Source organism: Stenotrophomonas maltophilia, from assembly GCF_001676385.1.
Lineage (GTDB): Bacteria > Pseudomonadota > Gammaproteobacteria > Xanthomonadales > Xanthomonadaceae > Stenotrophomonas > Stenotrophomonas maltophilia_J.
Window position 1 is genome coordinate 86,486 of the sequence record NZ_LYVJ01000004.1, and the last position, 20,615, is coordinate 107,100.

Annotated in this window: 14 protein-coding genes; 4 read left to right on the plus strand and 10 right to left on the minus strand. The window is 66.1% G+C overall.

Translation table 11 applies throughout. The annotated features are described in order from the left end of the window. Positions 1-39: 39 nt before the first annotated feature. The 9 genes from A9K58_RS06205 to A9K58_RS06245 all read right to left on the minus strand — a co-directional run bounded on the left by A9K58_RS06205 (position 40) and on the right by A9K58_RS06245 (position 10,561). A complete protein-coding gene (locus tag A9K58_RS06205; RefSeq protein ID WP_065198532.1) occupies positions 40-780 on the minus strand; it encodes a DNA/RNA non-specific endonuclease in 741 nt (246 codons plus the stop codon). A 334-nt stretch (positions 781-1,114) separates the two neighbouring features. Continuing rightward, positions 1,115-1,516, minus strand: a complete 402-nt coding sequence (locus A9K58_RS06210) for a hypothetical protein (protein WP_231109260.1) — start codon at positions 1,514-1,516, stop codon at positions 1,115-1,117. Positions 1,517-1,564: 48 nt separating this feature from the next. Continuing rightward, on the minus strand, positions 1,565-2,494 hold the full coding sequence (locus tag A9K58_RS06215) for a DUF6708 domain-containing protein (RefSeq protein ID WP_065198533.1): 930 nt from the start codon (positions 2,492-2,494) through the stop codon (positions 1,565-1,567). A 63-nt stretch (positions 2,495-2,557) separates the two neighbouring features. Continuing rightward, positions 2,558-3,577 carry a sugar kinase gene (locus tag A9K58_RS06220; protein WP_065198534.1) on the minus strand — a complete coding sequence of 340 codons (1,020 nt, stop codon included), beginning with the start codon at positions 3,575-3,577 and terminating at the stop codon, positions 2,558-2,560. Then, complete coding sequence (locus A9K58_RS06225; RefSeq protein WP_065198535.1) at positions 3,574-4,773, minus strand: SGNH/GDSL hydrolase family protein; 1,200 nt, start codon at positions 4,771-4,773, stop codon at positions 3,574-3,576. Before A9K58_RS06225 ends, A9K58_RS06220 begins: the two co-directional genes overlap by 4 nt. 21 nt (positions 4,774-4,794) lie before the next feature. Beyond that, positions 4,795-5,547, minus strand: a complete 753-nt coding sequence (locus A9K58_RS06230) for an SDR family NAD(P)-dependent oxidoreductase (RefSeq protein ID WP_065198536.1) — start codon at positions 5,545-5,547, stop codon at positions 4,795-4,797. A 60-nt stretch (positions 5,548-5,607) separates the two neighbouring features. Next, positions 5,608-6,912 (minus strand): MFS transporter, encoded by a 1,305-nt coding sequence (locus A9K58_RS06235; RefSeq protein ID WP_065198537.1) that lies wholly within the window; start codon positions 6,910-6,912, stop codon positions 5,608-5,610. Further along, positions 6,909-9,143, minus strand: a complete 2,235-nt coding sequence (locus A9K58_RS06240; protein ID WP_065198538.1) for an oligoalginate lyase — start codon at positions 9,141-9,143, stop codon at positions 6,909-6,911. The genes A9K58_RS06235 and A9K58_RS06240 overlap by 4 nt, the downstream gene beginning before the upstream one ends. After that, positions 9,140-10,561, minus strand: a complete 1,422-nt coding sequence (locus A9K58_RS06245) for a polysaccharide lyase 6 family protein (protein ID WP_231109261.1) — start codon at positions 10,559-10,561, stop codon at positions 9,140-9,142. The genes A9K58_RS06240 and A9K58_RS06245 overlap by 4 nt, the downstream gene beginning before the upstream one ends. Before the next feature lie 245 nt (positions 10,562-10,806). Here A9K58_RS06245 and A9K58_RS06250 point away from each other — a divergent pair, with 245 nt between their 5' ends. The 3 genes from A9K58_RS06250 to A9K58_RS06260 all read left to right on the plus strand — a co-directional run bounded on the left by A9K58_RS06250 (position 10,807) and on the right by A9K58_RS06260 (position 15,636). Then, positions 10,807-13,698, plus strand: a complete 2,892-nt coding sequence (locus tag A9K58_RS06250) for a TonB-dependent receptor (protein ID WP_065198736.1) — start codon at positions 10,807-10,809, stop codon at positions 13,696-13,698. Positions 13,699-13,800: 102 nt separating this feature from the next. Further along, positions 13,801-14,544, plus strand: coding sequence for a FadR/GntR family transcriptional regulator (locus A9K58_RS06255; RefSeq protein ID WP_065198540.1), 744 nt, complete (start codon positions 13,801-13,803; stop codon positions 14,542-14,544). 345 nt (positions 14,545-14,889) lie between these two features. Next, on the plus strand, positions 14,890-15,636 hold the full coding sequence (locus tag A9K58_RS06260; protein ID WP_065198541.1) for a hypothetical protein: 747 nt from the start codon (positions 14,890-14,892) through the stop codon (positions 15,634-15,636). 79 nt (positions 15,637-15,715) lie between these two features. On the opposite strand, the gene A9K58_RS06265 is transcribed toward A9K58_RS06260, so the two are convergent. Next, positions 15,716-16,978 (minus strand): arsenic transporter, encoded by a 1,263-nt coding sequence (locus A9K58_RS06265; protein ID WP_407070822.1) that lies wholly within the window; start codon positions 16,976-16,978, stop codon positions 15,716-15,718. 489 nt (positions 16,979-17,467) lie between these two features. Here A9K58_RS06265 and A9K58_RS06270 point away from each other — a divergent pair, with 489 nt between their 5' ends. Next, on the plus strand, positions 17,468-20,596 hold the full coding sequence (locus tag A9K58_RS06270) for a TonB-dependent receptor (protein ID WP_065198543.1): 3,129 nt from the start codon (positions 17,468-17,470) through the stop codon (positions 20,594-20,596). Positions 20,597-20,615 lie beyond the last annotated feature (19 nt).

Consider the following 20,615-nt stretch of genomic DNA (forward strand, 5'->3'; position numbering starts at 1 on the left):
GCGGGGCACCCGCTCGCAGCCGGTGCCCGGCCAGGCTCATCAGCCCAGATCACACCCGGCCGGCTGCGGCCAGGTGGTGGCCGGCAGCATGTTCTTCAGCGATGCCGGTGCATTGATCGCCACATAGCTGGCACCCAGCAGCTCCTCCAGATCGGCAATCGTGACCAGGTAGTTGTCCAGGCTGCCGAGGTTGGCTTCATTGGGAATGATCCAGCTGATCGCCTTGGCGGTACCGGTCTGGGGATCACGGGTAATGATCGTCTTCCAGAAGAACTCGGGCGTCGGGATGCCGTGGCTGGCCAGGAAGTAGTCATTGGATGCGTCGCCGTAGACCACGCCGCCGTACACATCCACCGGAGCGATGTCGCGGTAGCACTCCGCGACGTTCTCGGCCTTTACCCAGATGCCCTGGTTGAAGCTGGATACCTGCGGGACGATGTTGGTCATGTAGTTGGCGCGGCGGATGTAGGTCGTGCTGTAGTCCATGTGGTTGGAGGTCACCAGATGGCCGCGGTCGTAGCCGGTCCTGACGCTGGCGTAGGAGGTGGTGCTGGCCTGGCCGAGGCAGCCGGCCGGCAGATCCGGATCGTTGTAGAAGCTGGATGGCCGCGCGGCGGAACCGGTGTCGGCAGTGAGCGTGTATTCGTAGCGGGTGGCACTGTGGAGGCTGCAATCGTAGGTCAGCACGAAGCCCCCCTTGTTGAGGGTCACGACCTGGGCGTGGGCGGCACCGGCGAAGGCACTGATGACGAAGGCAAAGACGAGGCTTGCAAGGCGCATGGCGATTCTCCAGCAAAGGGTTCGGGACGCAGCGGCCCGTCACGGCCAGGCCGGGCCTGTGCCATGTGGAGGCGTTGCGGATATGGGTGACGCGGAATGCGATGGAACGGAGCCGCAATGAGGGGGCCAGCAGGGCCGTGCGGTGTCGCAAGCGTCACAAGCTGTCGCATTCTGGTCAATGACGAGAAGGCCAAGCTGTGACCACGCGCAAGCACTGGCAATGTGCCAGCCCATGCGGTCGGTGGCTGACATGCGGGCGTGCTAAGCGTCGGACAGGCCTGAAGCGCAGGGCAGGCCGCGCATCGTGCGTGGCCTGAACCTGCCGCGGCGGGCTCTACAAGGAAGCTTGCTGCGCCGCATCCGGCGCCAGGCATGCGGTCCTGCCTTGCTCGATCGAGTCCGCAATGACCGCTTCGTCGAAACCGCTTTGGCTCAAGTACAGGCGATACCACCGGACCAGGGCATCGCCGTCGCGCGCCCAGCAGGCAACGTGGACGGTGGCCCTCAGCTTGTCGCGGGTCGGGTGACGCTGCGCGATCTCGTCCAGGCCCTGGCGCATCAGCGGCCAGTCAGGCGTTGCCTGGCCGAAAGCATCGGCTGCGTGCCCGGTGGCCGACCAGTACAGCCGTGCATGGCGCGTGGCCCGCTTCTTCTTCGGCGCACTGGCCATCGAGTGCCGCGCGAAGGCTTCCATCTTCTGCGCGCTGTCGCCCCAGGCCGGGCTGAAGTGCTCCATGGCAATCAGGCGCAGACGGTCGTAGTCCGCGGGAGGCGCCCCTCCTGATCAGCGCAGGTCCGGCGGATTCATCGAAAAGTCCCGGGCGTAGATGTCGCCGGGATCAGGCTGCAGGCGAGCCTCGATTTCCGGTGGAAACACCGGCACCCTGCTGGTCTTCATCACCACCCAGCGCATCACCGCGTGCAGGTAGTTGAGCGGCAGCATGGTCAGCCACATCAATCCCGGGAGCCGGGCATCCTCGGCGAAAATACGCGCCATGCCGGCTGCAAAGCGCTCACGCCTGCCATCCACCGGCATGCAGTAATGCACTGCATCCAGCACGGCGGCAGGCCCTTCTTCCATGTAGCGCCGCAGGAACTCCCAGTGCGCATGCGCGTGCTCGATGCGCGAGGTCGTGATGCAGAACGCGAACGTCTCCCGGACCGTCACGCCATCCGCGTCCAGGATCAGTCCGCGGACATCCCAGTTGTACCAGCCGAAGGTTCCGGTTCCCCTGCCAAGGGTGAAATACACCTGGTCCCAGGGGACGCTCAGGATCGTGCCATCCAGCCGGAATACGTGGACCTGCCGGTGCGTGCGGTCGAGCACGATCGGATAGTACGTCCAGCGGAACAGCTCGCGGCAGGCCACCCAGATGCTTGCTGCAGTGAAGGACGCCAACATCGCCATGCCGATGAATATCGCCTCCCAGAGGCCGTTCTCGTTGGGCAGCTTGTTCACCACCAGCGACCAGAGCAGCATCAGCATGCCGCCCAGTCCGAACACGATGCCGATCGCGCCGAGCAGGGCGGCAACGCCGCGTGCAACGTACCAGCGGTCCACCGACACCAGGCATTTCGAGTTGATCTTCACCACGCACAGCTGCGCCAGCAGCGGGACATCCAGCCGCTTCTTCTGCAGCAGGTGGTGCTCGCGATCGAACGCGTTCAATGGGCGGTTGTCGGGGAACTTGCGGGTGAAACCGGTGTAATCCATGGGCGATGCCTGCGCTATCCTGACGCTCGCTGGATTCTAGCCGGATCCTCCCGCGCGCCGTGATCAGCGCCGTACGTCAGAGGACGCGTTGTCGATCAACGCCCACACATCGGTTTCGCGCAAGGGGCTGACGTCCCCCGGAAGGGAGTGCTTCAATGCGCCCGCCGCCAGACCGAAGCGCACGATGCGATCCGCATCGAATCCGCACAGCAATCCGTGCAGGATGCCGGCCGCGAACGCGTCGCCGGCGCCGATCCGGTCGACGATGCCGGGCAAGGAGCGCGGGGGCGCCTGGGCCCGGGTGCCATCGCGCCCCAGCAGAAGCGCGCCCAGCCTGTGGTGGTCCGCGCTCAGCACCTCGCGCTGGGTGCAGGCCACCCACTGCAGCTGCGGGAAGGCGGCGAATGCGGCCGTCGCGGCTGCCTCGACGCGGGCGATGGTGTCGTCCTGTACAAAGTGCAGCCCCAGCACTCGTTCAATGTCGCGGTGATCGGCAAAGGCGATATCCGCCCCACTGAACAGCTCGCGCAGGATCGCCTGCGCGTCGCCTTGCCAGCGCTGCCACAGCGAAGGCCGGTAATTGGCATCGAACGAGACGCGCACCCCCGCCTTGCGCGCGGCACGCACGGCGCCCAGCACCGACTCGGCCACGTTGGCACCGAGCGCCGGGCTCACGCCCGAGACGTGCAGCCACTGCGCGCCGTCCAGCAGGGAAGGCCAGTCACGTTCGTCGGCATCGCAGGTGGCGAACGCAGACCCGGCCCGGTCATAGACCACTTCGCTGGCCCGCTGCACTGCGCCGGTGGCCAGGAAGTAAAGGCCCATGCGTCCGTGCTCGATCTGCTGCACGCCGTCGGTGCCCACCCCGTGCCGACGCAGTTCCGCCACGGCGTGCCGCCCGAGCGCATTGCCGGGCACGGTGCTGACCATCCGTGCATCATGGCCCAGGCATGACAGGGACACGGCCACGTTGGCCTCGGCACCGCCGACATGGACCTGCAGCTGCGGTGACTGCAGCAGCAGCTCGCGGCCGGGCGCGCCCAACCGCAGCAGCAGCTCACCGAAACACACGATGCGGCTCATCGCTGCCCCTTCGCTGCGGCAGTGCAGCCCAGCATGGCCAGGTCGATGGCGTCGGCCATGCGCCGGTAGCCTTCGTCGTTGGGGTGGAGGTGGTCGCGGGTGATGCCGGCTGGCAGGGATTCCGGCGCCTCCGGGTCGCGCAACGCAGCATCGAAATCGATGATGCCGTCGAATCCGGTGCCGCCGCCGCGCGCCCATTGGTTGATCGTCGTGCGCGTCGCGGCGGAGGCGGGCTCGTAGCGTTCGGAGCCACCGAAAGGCGTCAGCGTGCCCAGCCACGCGCGGATGCCATGCGCATGCAGCCGTTCGGCAACCTGCCGGTAACCCAGCAGCATGTCCGCCGCATCACGGCCGGGCAGTGGCTGCGCGCCACCGCCGTGGCGGATGTCATTGATGCCCTCGAACAGGATCACCTGGTCGGCACCGGCCACTGCGATCACGTCGCGATCCAGGCGTGACAGGGCGCTGTGGCTGCGGCCGTGGTCAAGCAGCTTGTTGCCGCTGATCCCCTGGTTGAGCACCACGAAGCGCTCGGGACATGCCTGCTGCAGGCGCTGCGCCAACCGTTCCGGCCATTGGTTGTGGGTGCCACGGCGCGCGGTGGCGCCTTCGGTGATGGAATCACCGAGGGCCACGATCACCTGCGGGCGGTCTGCACGCTGCACGAGCACCGCCGAGAACACGTTCTGCCGGTACTCCAGCGGCACGCTGTCGGCCACGGTGTCCTGCCGTCCTTCCACGACCCGTACTTCGGTGCGACGCACGGCAGGGCGGGTCGGCCGCGGGAAGTAGGCGGTGACACTGATCTGCTGCAGGGCCGCCACGGGCAGGGGCACCGGGTCGCTCAACAGCGCGGCACCGACCGGTACCTCGATCACGGTACGGCCATCCACGGTCACTGGCTGCGCGGCGGCGTTGCCGTCGGCCAATCGCACGCGAATGCCCTCCACGCGCAGCGGCGAGGTACCGAGTTCGTTGCTGATGCGCAGCCGCACGGCATCACCGCGGCTGCCCAGGCGCATGTCCTGGCGCACCGTCTGTGCGGCGAACTGTACCGGTGCGTCGGCGTCACCATCCTTGCGGTCCGGTGCCGGGGCGGCGGTCCAGGCGGTGACCCAGGCCGGTACCGCCAGCGCGGTCGGCGCGGCCAGGGTGGAGCAGAGTGCCAGGGAAAGCAGAAGCGTCCAGCGCTGCATGGGCAGGGGTCCAGTCAGGTGTCAGGAGAAGTAGGTGCCGCCGTTGACGTCCAGGTTTGCACCGGTGATGAACGCGGCCGCATCCGAGGCCAGGAACACGGCTGCATCGGCCGCTTCTTCCGGCATCCCCTGGCGGCGCAGCGGGGTGGCGCCGGCGACGGCGGTGCGCACTTCCGGCCGGGTGAATTCGTCGTGGAAGCGGGTGGCGATCATTCCGCAGCACAGGGCATTCACCCGGATGCCCCTGGGGCCCAGTTCCTTGGCCATGGCGCGTGTAAACGTCATCACTGCCGCCTTGGCGGTAGCGTAGATCGAGGCGCCCGGGCCACCTCCATCGCGGCCGGCCTGCGAGGCGAAGTTGACGATGGCAGCGCCTTCGCCCATGTGCGGCACTACGGCGTGCGTGGTCAGGTAGGTGGAGGTCAGGTTCAGATCCATCACCGCGTGGAAGAACGCTGGGTCGATCTCGGCCAGTGGACGACGCTGCACCATGCCACCGGCCACGTTCACCAGCAGGTCGATGCGCTCACCGAACGCGGCCTGTGCGGCAGCGACCAGGCCGGCGACCGCGGCGGCATCGGTGACGTCGGCACGGTGCACGATGGCCTGGCCGCCCGCAGCCTGGACCTGCGCGAGCGTGTCCCGGGCACTGGCTTCATCGTTGGCGTAGTTGATGCAGACGCGTGCGCCGGCGGCAGCCAGCTTGATCGAGACGGCGCGGCCGATATCACGGCCGCCGCCGGTGACAATGGCCACCTTGCCCTGGAACGACATGCGGGAAACTCCTTGGTTTGCGGGGGGAATGAAATTCTTGAAATGCTGGAAGGGCCTGGCTCAGCCGCCACGGCGGTCGAGCTTGTGGATCGGGCCCGTCCACCACCACAGCGCGGCCAGCGACAGCGGCACCAGGGCGGCGACGAGGATGAAGATCGGGGCGTAGGAATGCCGGGTCAGCACGGGCACCAGCCAGGTGGTGATGAGCGTGCCGGCAACGGCGGCCAGGCCGCCGAGCCCGGCCAGCGTGCCGACGGACGGCCCCTCGAAAAGGTCGCCAGGCAACGTCTGGATGTTGCCGATGGCCACCTGGAAGCCGAACAGCACGGCGGCGATGGCCAGCACGGCCAGCAACGGCTCGCTGGCCATTACCGCACCCAGCAGGGCAGGGGCCATGATCGCGCAGCCCAGGGTGATGGCCAGTTTGCGGGCGCGGTCGACGCTGTGCCCCGCCTGGATCAATTTCCCTGACAGCCAGCCGCCGCTGAGGCTGCCCAGCATCGCACCGACAAAGGGCACCCAGGCGAACAGGCCGATCTGCTTGATATCAAAACCGAAGGTTTCCGCCAGATAGATCGGCAGCCAGGACACGAACAGCCACCAGATCGGATCCAGCAGGAAGCGGCAGGCGAGCATGCCCCAGCTCTGGCGGTGGGCCAGCAGCTCGCGAAGGCTGGCCTGGGGCGCGGTCGCCGCCGAACGGCCGGCCTGGTCCTCCAGGATCAGGCGGCGCTCCGCATCGCTCACCCAGGGGTGCTTGTCGGGACCTGCCCGATACACGAACAGCCATGGCAGCAACCACAGGAAGCCGATCACACCGACCAGGACGAAGGTGCCGCGCCAGCCCAGCCACAGATACAGGCCGGCAATGGCTGGCGCCGATACGATGGCGCCGATCGAAGCGCCCGCGTTGAATACACCCTGCGCCAGGGCCCGCTCACGCGCGGGGAACCACTCGGCATTGGCCTTCACCGCGCCTGGCCACGCGCCCGCCTCGCTGATGCCGAGCATCGCCCGCACCAGGCTGAAGGACAGGATGGAGTGGGTAGCGGCGTGCAACGCGATGGAGATCGACCACACGCTGATCGACAGTGCAAAACCCAGCCGCGTGCCGATCATGTCGAACAGGCGGCCGAACAGGAACTGGCCCGCCGCATAGAACAGCATGAACACGGTTACCAGCAGTGCGTAGTCGTCCTTGGTCGCGCCTACTTCCCGGGCGATCTCCGGCCACATCACCGCCAGTGCATTGCGGTCGATGTAATTGATGACCGTAGCCACGGCGATCAGGCCGACAATCAACCAGCGTACCGCCGAACGCACCGGCATGCTGCGCAGCGTGGTATCGGGCAGGGGGCCGTTCATTGCGCGTTGTCCCCGCTGCGATCCATGCGCGCATGGCTGCCGCGCCAGCGGTAGGCATGGCCGCCGACGGTCACGCTGTGCTCGCCGGTGGCGCTGCTGTCATCGGCCACGCCCAGGGCGATGCGTGCGCCGCTGGCCAGCCGCAGTTCGATCACCTCGGCGTCGCTGCCCCGGGCACGCACGATGTCCCGGATGCGGCTGTCGGCGCCGTGCACGTACTCGGCGGTGCCGTTGTACTCGCCATGCGGTTCCAGCACGCTGAAGAAGGTCACGTCCTTCTGGCCATCCACGCGCTGCAGCAGGGCCGGCTCGCGACGCAGGTTGAACTCCGGATCGTTCGCACCGCTTTCCACCAGCAGCGCCTGCGCGGGTGCACTGCTGCCGAAGCGGTAGGTGTAGAAGCGCCCATCCAGCAGCCAGCCCAGCGTGCGCGGCTCGTTGCCAGGCTTGCTGCGCGCATCCAGCCACAGGTGCTGGTAGCCGTTGTCCTTGCCCAGCACCGGGCGCTGCGCGGTGAAGCGTTCGGCCTCGAACCCGGTGGTGACGATGTGGCCGTTGAAATGCAGCGGCAGGTCGTAGCGCGCGGCCTTCTCGCCGTGCACCTGCAGCAGGTCCACTACTACCGGCAACCCGAGATCAGGGTGGCGCAGCAGCGCCTGGGTGCGGGTGAACACCACGCCGGGGTAGGCATCCCGCATGGTCGCCGAGGCGACCTGGGTATCGGCATCGGCCTGGAAGAACCGCACCTGCGGCGCATGTTCCTCGCCACGCTTCCAGTCACCGTTGAAGTGGCTCTGTTCGTCGACCACCACGGTGTTGTGGGCCACGGTCTGCTTGGCCCAGCTGCGGTTCTCGGCCAGGTAGATGCCACCGCGCTTGGCTTCCACGTTGAGGAAACGGGCCGCGCCGTAATCGGTGACCACCGCATTGCCGTTGTCGTAGAACAGCCAGTTGAGCTTGTCGAAGTGGCCGTGGCCCATGCCCTGCATGGTGTCCTTCTGCACCAGTGCCTGGCCGCGCTCGCCACCCATGCGCAGGATTGCCAGCCCGCCGCGGTCGCCCTCGGGGCCATCACGCAGCAGCATCGGGCGATACTCGAAGGGTTTGGCCTTGTTGGCCGCCAGCGCCTGCGCCACCAGCAGGCCCTCCGGGGACAGCAGCAGGCGCTTCTGCTCCTGCGCGATCGACAGCAGGCGATCATCGCCGGTGCGCGCGTAGGCAATGCCGATGCCGGCCACCAGTTCCTCGGTATCGATGCCCTTGTCGAGGATCGCGTCGTTGATCGGGAAGAACAGGCCGTTGTAGCTGGTCTGCACCAGCACATCCACCGCCTTCAGCAGCACCCCGTCGCGGCGCTGGAAGATCTTCCGTTGCGGTTCGTTGCACTCGATCGCATTGGCAAGCAGCAGGAACGGGGCCAGGGCATAGCGCTGGTAGTACGGGCCTTCCTCGTAATAGCCATCGGGCGAGAACAGCAGGTCGATCTGGCGCAGGAAGCCGAACTGGTCATCCTTCCGGCTGCCCCGCAGCGACTTCTCCACCAGCTCCGGATCGCGCAGCACGTACCCGGTCAGGCCGGTGGCGGCTACCGCCCAGGTCGCGTGGTTGTGGATCTGGTCGTAGTTCTTCGGCTCGCTCACGAGGAACTCGGCCATCGGCCGGAACACCTTCGACTCGATGGTGTTCCGGTCCTCGCTGGGCAGCGCGTCGCGGATCGCGTCGTAGCCCTGGATCGCATTGACCAGCCATACCGAATCGTTCAGCACCTGCCAGAACACGCGACCGGGAATCTGCCCGCGCCCTTCCGGGTGCGGGCCCAGCGTGGGATAGAGCCGGGCGTACTGCAGCAGCATGCCGCGCGCGTAATCCACGTATGCCGTGTCGCCGGTCAACCGGTACAGGGTCCCGGCGGCCAGCAGGGCCTGGTAGTTGCGCTTGTGCTGCTCATGGGTGCGGCCGCCGCCTTTGTCCTTCGGCACGGGCACATTGATTCCAGCCCTCATCATCTTTCGCAACGCGGCCTCCGTGCGCGCCTGCTCCGCGGCAAACCATGGGTATCGGCCGCCCTCGCGGGCCATCTGCCGCCACTGCGTGGCAGTGACCAGCACCGGCGCCGCGTCTGGCTGGCGCGCGGCGGCTGCCGGCGCGGCCATCAGGGGCGCGGCGGGCAACAAGGCGAACGGAGCGGCCAGGGCCATGGCCAGGGAAACGGACCAGCGCCGCAGCCTCATCGATCCACTCCGCTGCGCGTGGACGATGCGGAAACCTCGCCCACTTTCGGATACCAGTCCACGCCGGTCGCCTCGCGTGCCGTCATCGCCAGTGCCGGATCCGCGCCGATGGCGACCAGCGCGGGCGAGGGCACCCACAGGCCACTCCCCGCCTGCTGCAACGTGATGTTCCTGCTGTCCACGCCACCCGGGAACACGCTGCTGGCCTGCGGCGACTGCACATTGCCGCTGAAGCTGATGCCGGCCAGCGAACTGCCCGCGCTGGCAGGATCGGTGCTGGTGCGGTTGGCGATCAGGTTGGAGGTGAAGTGGCTGTTGCTGGCGGCCACCACCATGCCCTTGGCCTCGTCATGGCCGACCCCGAAGCTGATCTTCGCCACATCCACGAACGTGTTGCGGCTGATCGTGGCATTCACCACCGGCGCGTAGCCGGACAGCGGCGGATCGAGCTGCCCGTCCATCACCGCCAGGGCCGAGCGATTGCTGGATCCGGCCAGCCGCTCGAAGTAATTGTTGCTGACGACCTGGTCGGCGTTGATGATGCGCACGCCGCCGGTGCCGGCCTTGCCGTCGCCGAGAAACACGTTGTCGATCACACGGTTGCCGTTGCCATGGCGCAGGGTCAATGCGCCGGCTGACCGGTAGAACACGTTGCCGCGGTAGGTGTTGCCACCGGACTTGTTGCTGACGATCTCGGTTTCGCCATCGCAGCCCTCGAACCAGTTGTTCTCCACGGTGCTGTTGGAATCGCTCAGCGAGGTATCGCTGGTGCCGACGCGGATCGTCTCGCCACCGTTGACGCCCAGCGCTGGGCGCGGGCCGAACCAGTTGTGGTCGATGCGGTGCTGGTTGTCCAGGCCCTGGGTGGCATCGCGCACCACCACCACCGTGGGCCCGGCGTTGGTCTTGCCGCGCAGCTGGCTATGATCCAACCGGTTGTGGCTGCCATACAGCGACACCCAGTAGTCCTGGTCGCTGGCATCGGGGTTGGTGTAGCCGTCGATCACCAGGCCGGTCACCCGGCTGTGATGGGCCACCGCTTTGCTGGATTCGCGGAATGCCACGACCGCATCGCCCGGTGTGTAGCCGTTGCGGAACACCAGGTTGGACACCTGCAGGTAGCTCCCTGCCAGGCGCAGGTCCGAGCGCCCGCTGAGGACCACCTTGCCGGCAGTCTGCGCGCGCAGCACGATCGGCGCTGCTGCCGTGCCTTCGGCCTTCAGCAGCAGTCGGGCGTCGGTCCAGGTGCCGTCCGCCATCACGATTTCATCGCCGGGCTGCAGCGCGGAGGCGGCGGTAGCGAACTCAGCGGCATCGTGGACGAGCCAGCTCGCGGCGATTGCTGGCGAGGTGGCCAGGCAAAAGGCCAGTCCAGTGGTCAGGCAAAGGAATGGCGGGTGGTCGAGTAGGGAACCCATGCGCATTGTGTCCTTCCGGAGACGGCTATGCCGTCGTTTCAGAGGTGTGTGCAGACCAGTTGCGGGACCTTTGTAAGCCAGTGTTCGCGCAAAGTCATGCTGCGTTAGCACATTAAATTGCCGCAGATTGGTATGAAACAAAGGCATTCGATAGAGAACATACCAATTGGTTGACATTTTGATGTTGCCATGCCGAAGCTGCGTCCACGCCTGGCATGCAGGCGATCCTTTGGGAGGAGGAAACCATGCGGCGACCCGCCGGAGCAGTGCACAGCATCTCGTTGTCCCCCACACCCTTGGTCGTAGCGTTGCTCGCCGTGCTGGCGGGCCTGCCCACGGCCCAGGCGCAATCCAGCACGGAAGCGGCAGGGCAGGATCCCACCACGCTGGACCAGGTGCAGGTCACGGGCATCCGCGAATCGATGCAGAGTTCCATCAACAAGAAGCGCGACGACACCGTCATCGCCGACGTGCTCTCGGCCGATGACATCGGCGACCTGCCCGCGCCCTCGCTGGCCGATGCGATCGAGACCTTGACCGGTGCCGCCTCGACCCGCGACAAGACCGGCGCCTCGGAAATCTCGATCCGTGGCCTGGGCGCCTTCCTCAGCAGTACCCACTTCAATGGCCGCGAAATCACCAATGGCAGCGGCGACCGCTCGGTCAACTTCAACATGTTCCCCGCCGAGCTGATCAACACGGTGGCCATCTACAAGACCCAGCGCGCCGACATCATCGAAGGCGGCGTGGCTGGCACCATCGGCTTGGAAACAGTGCGCCCACTGGAGTACGGCAAGCGCTCGGCGCAGATCGATCTGCGTGGCAGCTGGGCCGAGTATGACAAGAAGTACCGCGACGACGACGGCATCGGCTACCGTGGCACCGCCAGCTACATCGACCAGTTCGAGTTCGGCAACGGTCAGAAGCTGGGCATCTCGCTGGGCTTCCAGCGCCTGGACGGTACCGATCCGGAAGAGAGCATCACCAGCGGTTCCACCTGGTATGCCTGCGATGGTACGCAGAACGTGGGCAATGCCAACTGCAATGAAGTGTCCGCGCAGGCCATCGCCAACGGCGCGCCGTACTACCTGGTGCCAAGCAGCCGCATCTACCGCCTCAAGCAGGAGCGCAACGACCGGCAGAGCGAGTTCGCCGCACTGCAGTGGCGGCCCAATGACGTGGTCGAGCTGAATGTCGATTTCGAGCATACCCAGCGCAACTGGTACGAGAACCGCAGCGATCTGAGCCTGTCCAACGCTCGTCGCGGCATCACCCGGCGCGAGGTTGACGAGGACGGTATCGTACGCCACCTGCATGGCAGCACCTCGATCGACTCCACTTCCAACCGCTACTGGCGCGGCGAGGAATACACCGGTGGAGGCTTGAACCTGATTCTGCGCCCGACCCCGGCGTGGGAGCTCTCTACCGATCTCTCGTACTCGCACACCAATCGCCTCGACAGCGAGCGGATGACCCGCCTGCGCGCCAACCAGCGCGACGTCAACAATGTCATCGTGCCGGGCATCAGCAGTGGTGCCACCGGCTACGTGGACTATGACTGGGACTGGCACGGCGAAGTGCCCAGTGTTGCCCTGGCGCCGAACTTCGACCCCAACAACTGGGACGCCTATACCGGCGCGGCGCGCGTCACCTCAAGCGCAACGGAGAACGACCACAGGATCAAGGCCGGCCGCTTCGATGCCAGCTTCATGCCCGAGTCCGGTTTCTTCACCCGCATCAAGGGCGGCGTGCGCGCCAGCCAGGCTGACTATCGCCTGCGCGACAACACCCGGGTAACCGACTACGACCAGCGCGTGGCGGCCGACAAGGCGAAGATCATCGCCGCCAACCAGGCCTGCCGCGCGCCGTTCCCGCAGGATGACTTCATGGATGCCGCCAGCGGCAACACGATCTCCTCGTGGGCGTACTTCGATCCGAACTGCCTGTACCAGTCGTTCCGTGGCAGCCTCGACAGCGGGTTGGATCCGGGTTTTCAGGATCCGAACAATGTCGATATCACCGAGAAGACGCGCGCCCTCTATCTGATGGGTGAGTTCAGCAGCAGCCTGTTCGGCTTGCCGGTGACCGGCAACCTCGGCCTGCGCTGGGTCAAGACCGATGTGCGTTCTGAGGGCGTGCGTACCGGGCTGCGTATCCAGGACAACGGTGACGGCACGATCCGCCTGCAACCCACCGGCGAGTACACCACGCAGGTGTTCAAGGCGGGCAACGACAAGCTGCTGCCCAGCCTCAACGCGGCCTTCGAACTGCGCCCGGACGTGTTGCTGCGGGTCGGTGCATACCGCGCGATGTCACGGCCGGACATCGCTGCGCTGGGCGCCGGGCGTACCATCAACGTGAGCAGCGATGCCACCTACGGCAATCTGGCCGACGCGCTGGATGACATCAGCGCCAGCGGCAACCCCGCTGCGCAACCACTGATGTCCTGGAACGGCGACCTTTCCCTGGAGTGGTACCCGAACCCGGACACGATGCTGGCCGGCGCGGTGTACTGGAAGCAGTTCAACGGCGGCACCGCCACCGCGCTGGTGCCGGAGACCTACACCATCGACGGCCAGAGCGTGACCGTGCCAGTGCGCCAGCAGGTAACCACCGACGAGGACAGCACGCTGACCGGCTTCGAGCTGACCGCCACCCATCGACTGTCGTACCTGCCCAAGCCGTTCGACGGTCTGGGCTTCAAGGTCAGTTACAACTACGCCGATGCCGACTATCAGACCCAGGACTCACGACTGGGCGAGCAGCTGGCCAGTGATGGCACGATCATTCCGGCGATCGTGCCGCCGGCGGGCCTCAGCGGCTTCTCGCGGCACGTCCTGTCCGGCTCGATCTACTGGGACGTCGGGCGCTTCAACATCCAGGCCATCGGCAAGTTCCGCTCGCACTACTACCAGGACTTCACCGGCAACACCGCGCAGCAGAACCGCTACTACGATGACAACACCAGCGTGGACCTGCGCCTGCGCTACCGGGTGAACAAGCAGTTGTCCCTGTCGCTGGAGATGATGAACCTGACCAACGAGCCGCGCGTGGCCTACCAGCCGCTTTATGGGAACTTCCGCGAAGTGGTGACCTACGGGCGGCGTGCGTATTTCGGTGTACGATACACGTTCTGAACAGGGCGGCGCGGCCAGTGGTCGCGCCGTCGCTCCAACCGGACCCTTGCCGGCCGCGGTGGCAGGGCAGGGACCCGGAAGGAATCGCCAAGGGTCAGCCGCATGTCCGCCAACCGCCTTTACCAGACCATCGCTGCCAAGCTCCGCAAGCTGATCGAGGACGGCGAATTTCCGCCAGGCTCGCGGCTGCCGGGCGAGCGTGAACTGGCCGAACGGTTCGGGGTCAGCCGGGTGACCATCCGCGAAGCCGAGATCGCGCTGGAGGCACAAGGCTGGATTGCCATCCGCATCGGTTCGGGCGTGCATGTGAAGCCGCGCCCGGCGCAGGCGTCCGGCGGGCTGCCGGATGTCAGCGCCTTCGACCTGACTGCCGCCCGTGCGGTGTTCGAGGCCGAGGCCGCGGCGCTGGCTGCCAGCAACCTGGATGATGCCGGCATTGCCGAGCTGCAGGTGCTGGCCGAAGCGCTGTGCCGTCGCGACCTGAGCGACGCGGAAGCCGGCGAGTACGATCGCCGCTTCCACCTGACCATCGCGCGGCTGTCCGGCAACCCGGTGGTGGAGTATTTCGTGCAGCAGATCTGGCGCATGCGCAGCGAATTGCCGCGGGTGACCGAAGTCTACGCGCGGGTCTGCCACGACGACGGTGCCAGCCGCGCCGATGAGCACATGGCGATCTTCGAGGCGCTGCGCGCCCGCGATCCGGTGGCGGCACGCAATGCCATGCGCCATCACTTCCAGCGCCTGTTCGAAGCCATGCTGCAGGCTACCGAAAGCCAGGCATTGGAAGAGATCCGCCGGCGCACGCAGCAGGACCGCGAACGGTTCCTGGCGACGACGCGGATCTGAAGGGCGCTTTGCTTCGTCAGAAACGCTTGTATCCGCGCGCTCGCAGCAGGAGCATCGACTTCCTTCTGCCCGTGCCTGCTTGATTTCAACTCTACGGTGCCGAACTGCACCGCCCTGCCGCGTGCTGACGCGCACGATGCGCAGCCTCGCGTCATTCCATCAAGGCGCTCATCCCTGGCCTGCTGCATGGCCGTGCGCACCGGCATGCCAGTGCTTCCACACCCACGTGAGGTGATAGGGACTCCGGGCGGATGTCCCGTGGCGACTCGTTTCTCATCTCCTGAGACAGGACCTTGCCAATCTGCAGCGACACTTGGAGCACTGTTGAGTCGAGGAGCATGTACATTGGATGCCGTTGAAATAGCCAAGGTGATGCAGAGTGGGGACCTCATTGCCGTCACGATCGTTGCCGGACTGGGGGCAGTACCCCTGATCAAGGGCCTTCATGCATTGGTGCACGGTCGACACCAGCGGCGAAGGGAGTTTCTTGAGATATGGAAGGAGGGCAGCCTCAACAGGGATGATCTGTGGCTGGAGGAAGCCATTCGGCATCTATCTGGAACATCCATGTCAGCGAAGCTGATCCGCCACCTCGCGCAACTGGAGTGGCCATCGGTGAAGTTGCGCAAGCTTGCCATGAATTCCAGGTTCTTCGAATTCGACGAAGAACGGAAAAGGGTAGCCTGGAGAGCCCGTTGGCGCGAACGAGGCGCTCTGCTTCAGCTCGAAATGGCTGGCTGCCTAGTTGGCTATGTAGTGTTTTCAATCCTCGGCTTTGGTCTGACCCTGACTGATGGCCCTCAGGGACTCTTCGACGGCGCATCGCCAGTCGTCGTCGGCGTCTTGTCCATCGCGGTGGCATTCTCGAGTTTTTGGCACTTCATCTCTCTTGTCGAATCCCGTTCGGCGTTTCTGCTCGTCAACGGCCTGACCCGTGCAGGACTATGGGCTTCACTGCGAAAGAAGTGGGTCACCAGGCGCGCAGGGAATGCCGTTGTATGCCAACGGCCCTTTGTGGAAGATGGCCAGCACGGCCGGGGGGCGCCTTTGAAGACGGCAGGCGGAGTCGCGTGCGCGGACGCAGCACCCTGATACTCCTGGCTTGGCCCGGGTGGCGCGATGCAAGAGCTGCCTGGTCGCATTCCAGGCCGGTGTCTGGCCCGCGCTGCCTTCAGAGCAGCAGCAGCGCTCCGATCAGCGCGGGCGGCATCACCAGCGCGCCGACGCGCAGGAAGTCGAGCGCGCTGACATGCTCGCCCTCGCGGCGCAGCGCCACCAGCCACAGCAGGGTTGCCAGCGAACCGGTGACCGACAGGTTCGGCCCCAGGTCCACGCCGATCAGCAACGCCGCGCGGGTCTGCGCAGGAAGGTCGGCCATCTGCCCCAGCGAACCGGCGGCCAGGCCAACCGGCAGGTTGTTGGCCAGATTGCTCAACAACGCGGCGGCGCCGCCGGCCAGCCAGCCGGCCTGGTGTGGCGAGGTGCGCGCCAGCGACTCCAATGCGTTGGCCGCCGCCTGGATCGCGCCACTCTGTGCCACGCCTTCCACCAGCACGAACAGGCCCGCCACCAGCGGCAGCACGCCCCAGGAAACGTGACGCAGCAACGGCAACGGGCTGCGCCGCTGGCGCATGGCAACGACGGCGACGCTCAGCGAGCTGGCGCAGAAGGTCACCAGGCCCAGTGGGCCGTTCAGCGCCGAGGTGACCAGCAGCATCGTGCCGGTGAACAGCACGCCCAGCGCACTCAGGCGGCCACCGTCGGACAGTGGCCGGTACCCGGGAGCGGCCGCCAGCGGCTGCGCGATCTCACGACGGTGGACCCAGCGCAGCACCAGGTAGGTCGCGCCGATCGCAGCAAGCGAGGGCAGCGTGAACTGCGCCAGCCACTGCAGCAGCGGAGGCATGTGCTTGCCGAACACCACCAGGTTGGCCGGGTTGGAAATGGGCAGCACGAAACTGGCCGCATTGGCGATGAACGCGCAGACGAACAGATAGGGCAGGGGATTTGCGCGCGCCGCCCGGCATGCGGCATACACCGCGGGGGTCAACACCACTGCGGTGGCGTCGTTGGACAGGAATATCGTCACCAGCGTCCCGACCAGGAACACCAGGTCGAACAGGCGCCGGCCCGATCCGCCGGCATGCCGCACCGCGTACAGGGCCAGCCAGTCGAACAGGCCTTCGCGGCGCGCGAGCTCGGCCAGTACCATCATGCCAACCAGGAACAGATAGACGTCACCGCCTTCGGCCACGGCAGCCAGCGTGGCATTCGTCGATAGCGCACCGGTCAACGGCAGCAGCGCGGCGGTGGCCAACGCCCACACGTATTCGGGCAGGCGGAAGGGCCGGAACAGCAGGCCTACCGTGGCCACAGCCACGGCCGCCCAGATGATGGCGGGTGAGTAGGTCGAGAACATCGGGTGGGGGTGCATCGACCGTGCCGCCTGGTGCCGGCGGCGCCCGGTTGTGGAACGCGCGGGGCCAGCAGGTGGGTGGCCGCTGCAATCATCGCAGATACCGGGGAGGCGGCATCATACCGTGTCGACTGCCCGGCATCGGAGAGGTCGCGGGGCGGATCGCCCCGCCGGCGTTCCCAGCGCCTGCCGTGTTGATTTGTTGCGCTGCATGGTGACAAGCGGGAACGCGGATGATTAGTCTGCGTTCCGACGCGATGGTAGCGCTACCACCTGATTGGGGTTCGAGGTCCCGGGGCTGCCTTCTTTACCGCGTGTTCGTCCTGTCAGGCTTGAAAGCAAGTGTGAGTCGCGGTGCGCTCCGGCGACCGCGCTGTTCGGTTTGGAATGCGGGCCACGCCCGTACGTGCCCCTGGGAGGGGCGGTGCATCCATTCGATCGTACGTCAGAGGGGACTTTCATGAGCGCTTGCAGTTTCCGTGGTACCCCGGTCTCGAGGATTGGTTCATGAGCCGCACGTTGGCGACGTTCCGGTCCCGGGCCATGTTCACCTTCGTCGGTGGCGCCCTGGTCATCAATCCCGCGTTCGCGCAGGAGGCACCGGCAGCCGCTGCCACGCAGCCGCCGGCCCAGTCGCAGCCGACCCAGCTCGATGCGGTGCAGGTCACGGGCATACGCAACAGCCTGAGCCAGGCCATGGACATCAAGCGCGATTCGGCGGGCGTGGTGGATGCCATCAGTGCCGAGGACATCGGCAAATTCCCCGACACGAACCTTGCCGAATCCCTGCAGCGCATCACCGGCATCTCCATCGAACGCCGCGACGGCGAGGGCGCCCAGGTCACCGCGCGCGGCTTTGGCCCGCAGTTCAACATGGTGACGCTCAATGGCCGCCAGATGCCGGGCGCTGATGCGTTCGGTGCAGCAGGGCAGGTGGCGATCGGCGGTGTCGACGGCGGTACGCGTGCCTTCAACTTCGCGCAGCTGGCTGCCGAAGCCATCAACGGCATCGAGGTCTACAAGACCAGCCAGGCCCAGGTGCCCAGCGGCGGCATCGGCGCCACCATCAATATCCTGACCTCGCGCCCGTTCGACCACGAAGGAATCGTTGCCAACGCAGGCGTAAAGGTGGTGTCCGACCAGAGCCAGCCGTTCGACAACGACCTGACGCCGGAACTGTCCGGCATCTTCAGCTACAGCAACCCGGACAAGACCTTCGGCGTGAGCCTCAGCGCCAGCCAGCAGAAGCGCAAGGGCGGATCGGTACAGGCCACCGAGAACTACTGGAACGTGCAGCCGTGGACCGGTTCGATGCCCGGCAACCCCAGCGTGGTCAATGCGCCGGCCATTGGCCAGCTGTATGCACGCCCGAATGATCTGCGCTACGCGTTCTCCGAGTTCGAGCGCGAGCGCGTGAATGGCCAGGCCGTGCTGCAGTTCGCGCCCACCGACAGCCTGACCCTGACCCTGGATTACACCTACTCGACCAACGAGATCACCGAGAATCGTGGCGAGCAGGGCATGTGGCTGCAGAACAGCAATTACACCAACGTCGAGTTCGATACCAGTGGCGCGGTGGCCACGCCGGTCTACATCCGCGAGATTGCCGGCACAAAGGATTTCGGGCTCGAGCAGCAGCGCAGCATGCAGGAGTACAAGCTCGGTTCGCTGGGCCTGAACGCGGTGTGGAATGTCAGTGATCGCTTCAAGCTCAGCTTCGACGCGCACAACTCGAAGAACGAAAGCCGGCCCAACGATCCGCTCACCGGCGGCGGTTCGATCTTCATGAGCATCGCCGGCACCAACAACTGCACCAGCGGCCCCCACTGCGGCGGTTCCTGGGTGCAGGAACTGGCGTTCAACAACGGCCTGCCGGTCGGCACCCAGACCTGGTACCCCAGCACGGCCGACGCCATCGCCGGAACCAACGGGGTGGTCAACCCCGGCTTCCAGGAAGGCGAGATCGGCACCCAGGTGCTGCGTGTCAACTCGCAGACGCAGATCAGCGAGATCAAGCAGGCACGCGTCGACGGCGAATGGAACTTCGACCAGGGCCGTTTCCAGTTCGGCGTGGACACCAACAAGTCGACCACGCACCGCATCCAGGCAGCCGAGGCCTATTCCACCCTGGGTGACTGGGGCGTAGCCAATGTTGACCGTGACACCGCCGGCGGGCTCATGGACCTGCTGCAGCCGGTCAACATCGTGGGCCTGTTTGACGACTACAGCGCCAACAGCTGGCCCGCCTGGCGCGGCAATGCGGGGCAACTGGCGCAGTGGGCGGCCGGCCAGTACGGAGTCGGGCTGGGCGTGAGCCCGCAGCGTGCGGCGGACAACTTCGTGGAGGAGAAGACCAAGGCGGCCTACTTCCAGGTGGAACTGGACGGCCAGCTGGGTGGCATGCGCACGAGTACCCGGCTGGGCGTGCGCTATGAAACCACCGACGTGGTCTCGACCTCGACCATTGCGGTCCCGGAAGCCATCGAGTGGCAGGCCAACAATGACTTCCGCGTGGTGCTGTCCGACCAGCAGCAGCCGTTCACCGAGAAGGCCAGCTACAGCTACATCCTGCCCAACCTCGATTTCAGTATCGATTTCACCGACGAACTGAAGGGCCGTGTCTCGTTCGGCAAGAGCATTGCCCGCGCGCCCTACGGCAACCTCTACGCTGGGCCCGGCGCACAGCAGCCGTTCGGGTCGGTACTGATCGATCCGTCCTCGCGGGCCAGCGGCAATGCGCAGAACCCCAGCCTGAAGCCCCTGGAATCGGACAACCTGGATCTGGGGCTGGAGTGGTACTTCGCCGATGCCAGCTATGTTTCGTTGACCTACTGGAACAAGTCGGTCGACAACTTCATCGGCAATACCATCGTGCAGGAGAGCCTGTACGGCCTGACCGATCCGACCTCCGGCCCGGACGCGCGCGCCGCCCTGGATTTCCTGACCAGCGCTGCCTGCGTGTCCCAGGTGGGTGCGGCCAACGCAGCGGCCTGCTCGGCCAACGATACCTCGCTGTTCACGGCGCTGGCCCTGCTGCGCAACAACCCCGCCGGGTTGGCGGCCTACAACGGCACCGACGCGCAGGTCCTGGCGACCGAAGCGGCCTACGACCTGTACGGTGAAGCGGATGATCCGCTGTACCAGTTCAACGTCAACCGCCCAATCAACCAGAACAAGTCGAAGCTGCACGGCTGGGAGCTGGGAGGGCAGTATTTCTTCGGTGAAACCGGGTTCGGCGTGCTGGCCAACTACACCGTGGTGAAAGGTGATGTCGGCTACAACAACGGTGGTGACCCGGGAATCGACCAGTTCTCGCTCACCGGCCTGAGCGATACCGCCAATGCCATGCTCATGTACGAGAAGTACGGCTGGTCGGTGCGCCTGGCGTGGAACTGGCGCGACCAGTACCTGATCCTGGCCAACCAAGGGTCCAGCCGCAACCCGTACTACGTGGAGCCGTACGAACAATGGGATCTCAGCGTGAACTACACGCTGGACGATCACTGGTCGTTCGGCCTGGAGGCGATCAACCTGACCGGCGAGGACGTCCGCTGGCGCTCGCGCACGTCGCAGATGATCGTGAAGCTGGCTGACCAGAGCCCCCGCTACATGCTGGGTGTCCGCTACAAGTTCTGAACCGGGCATCGGGCACGCC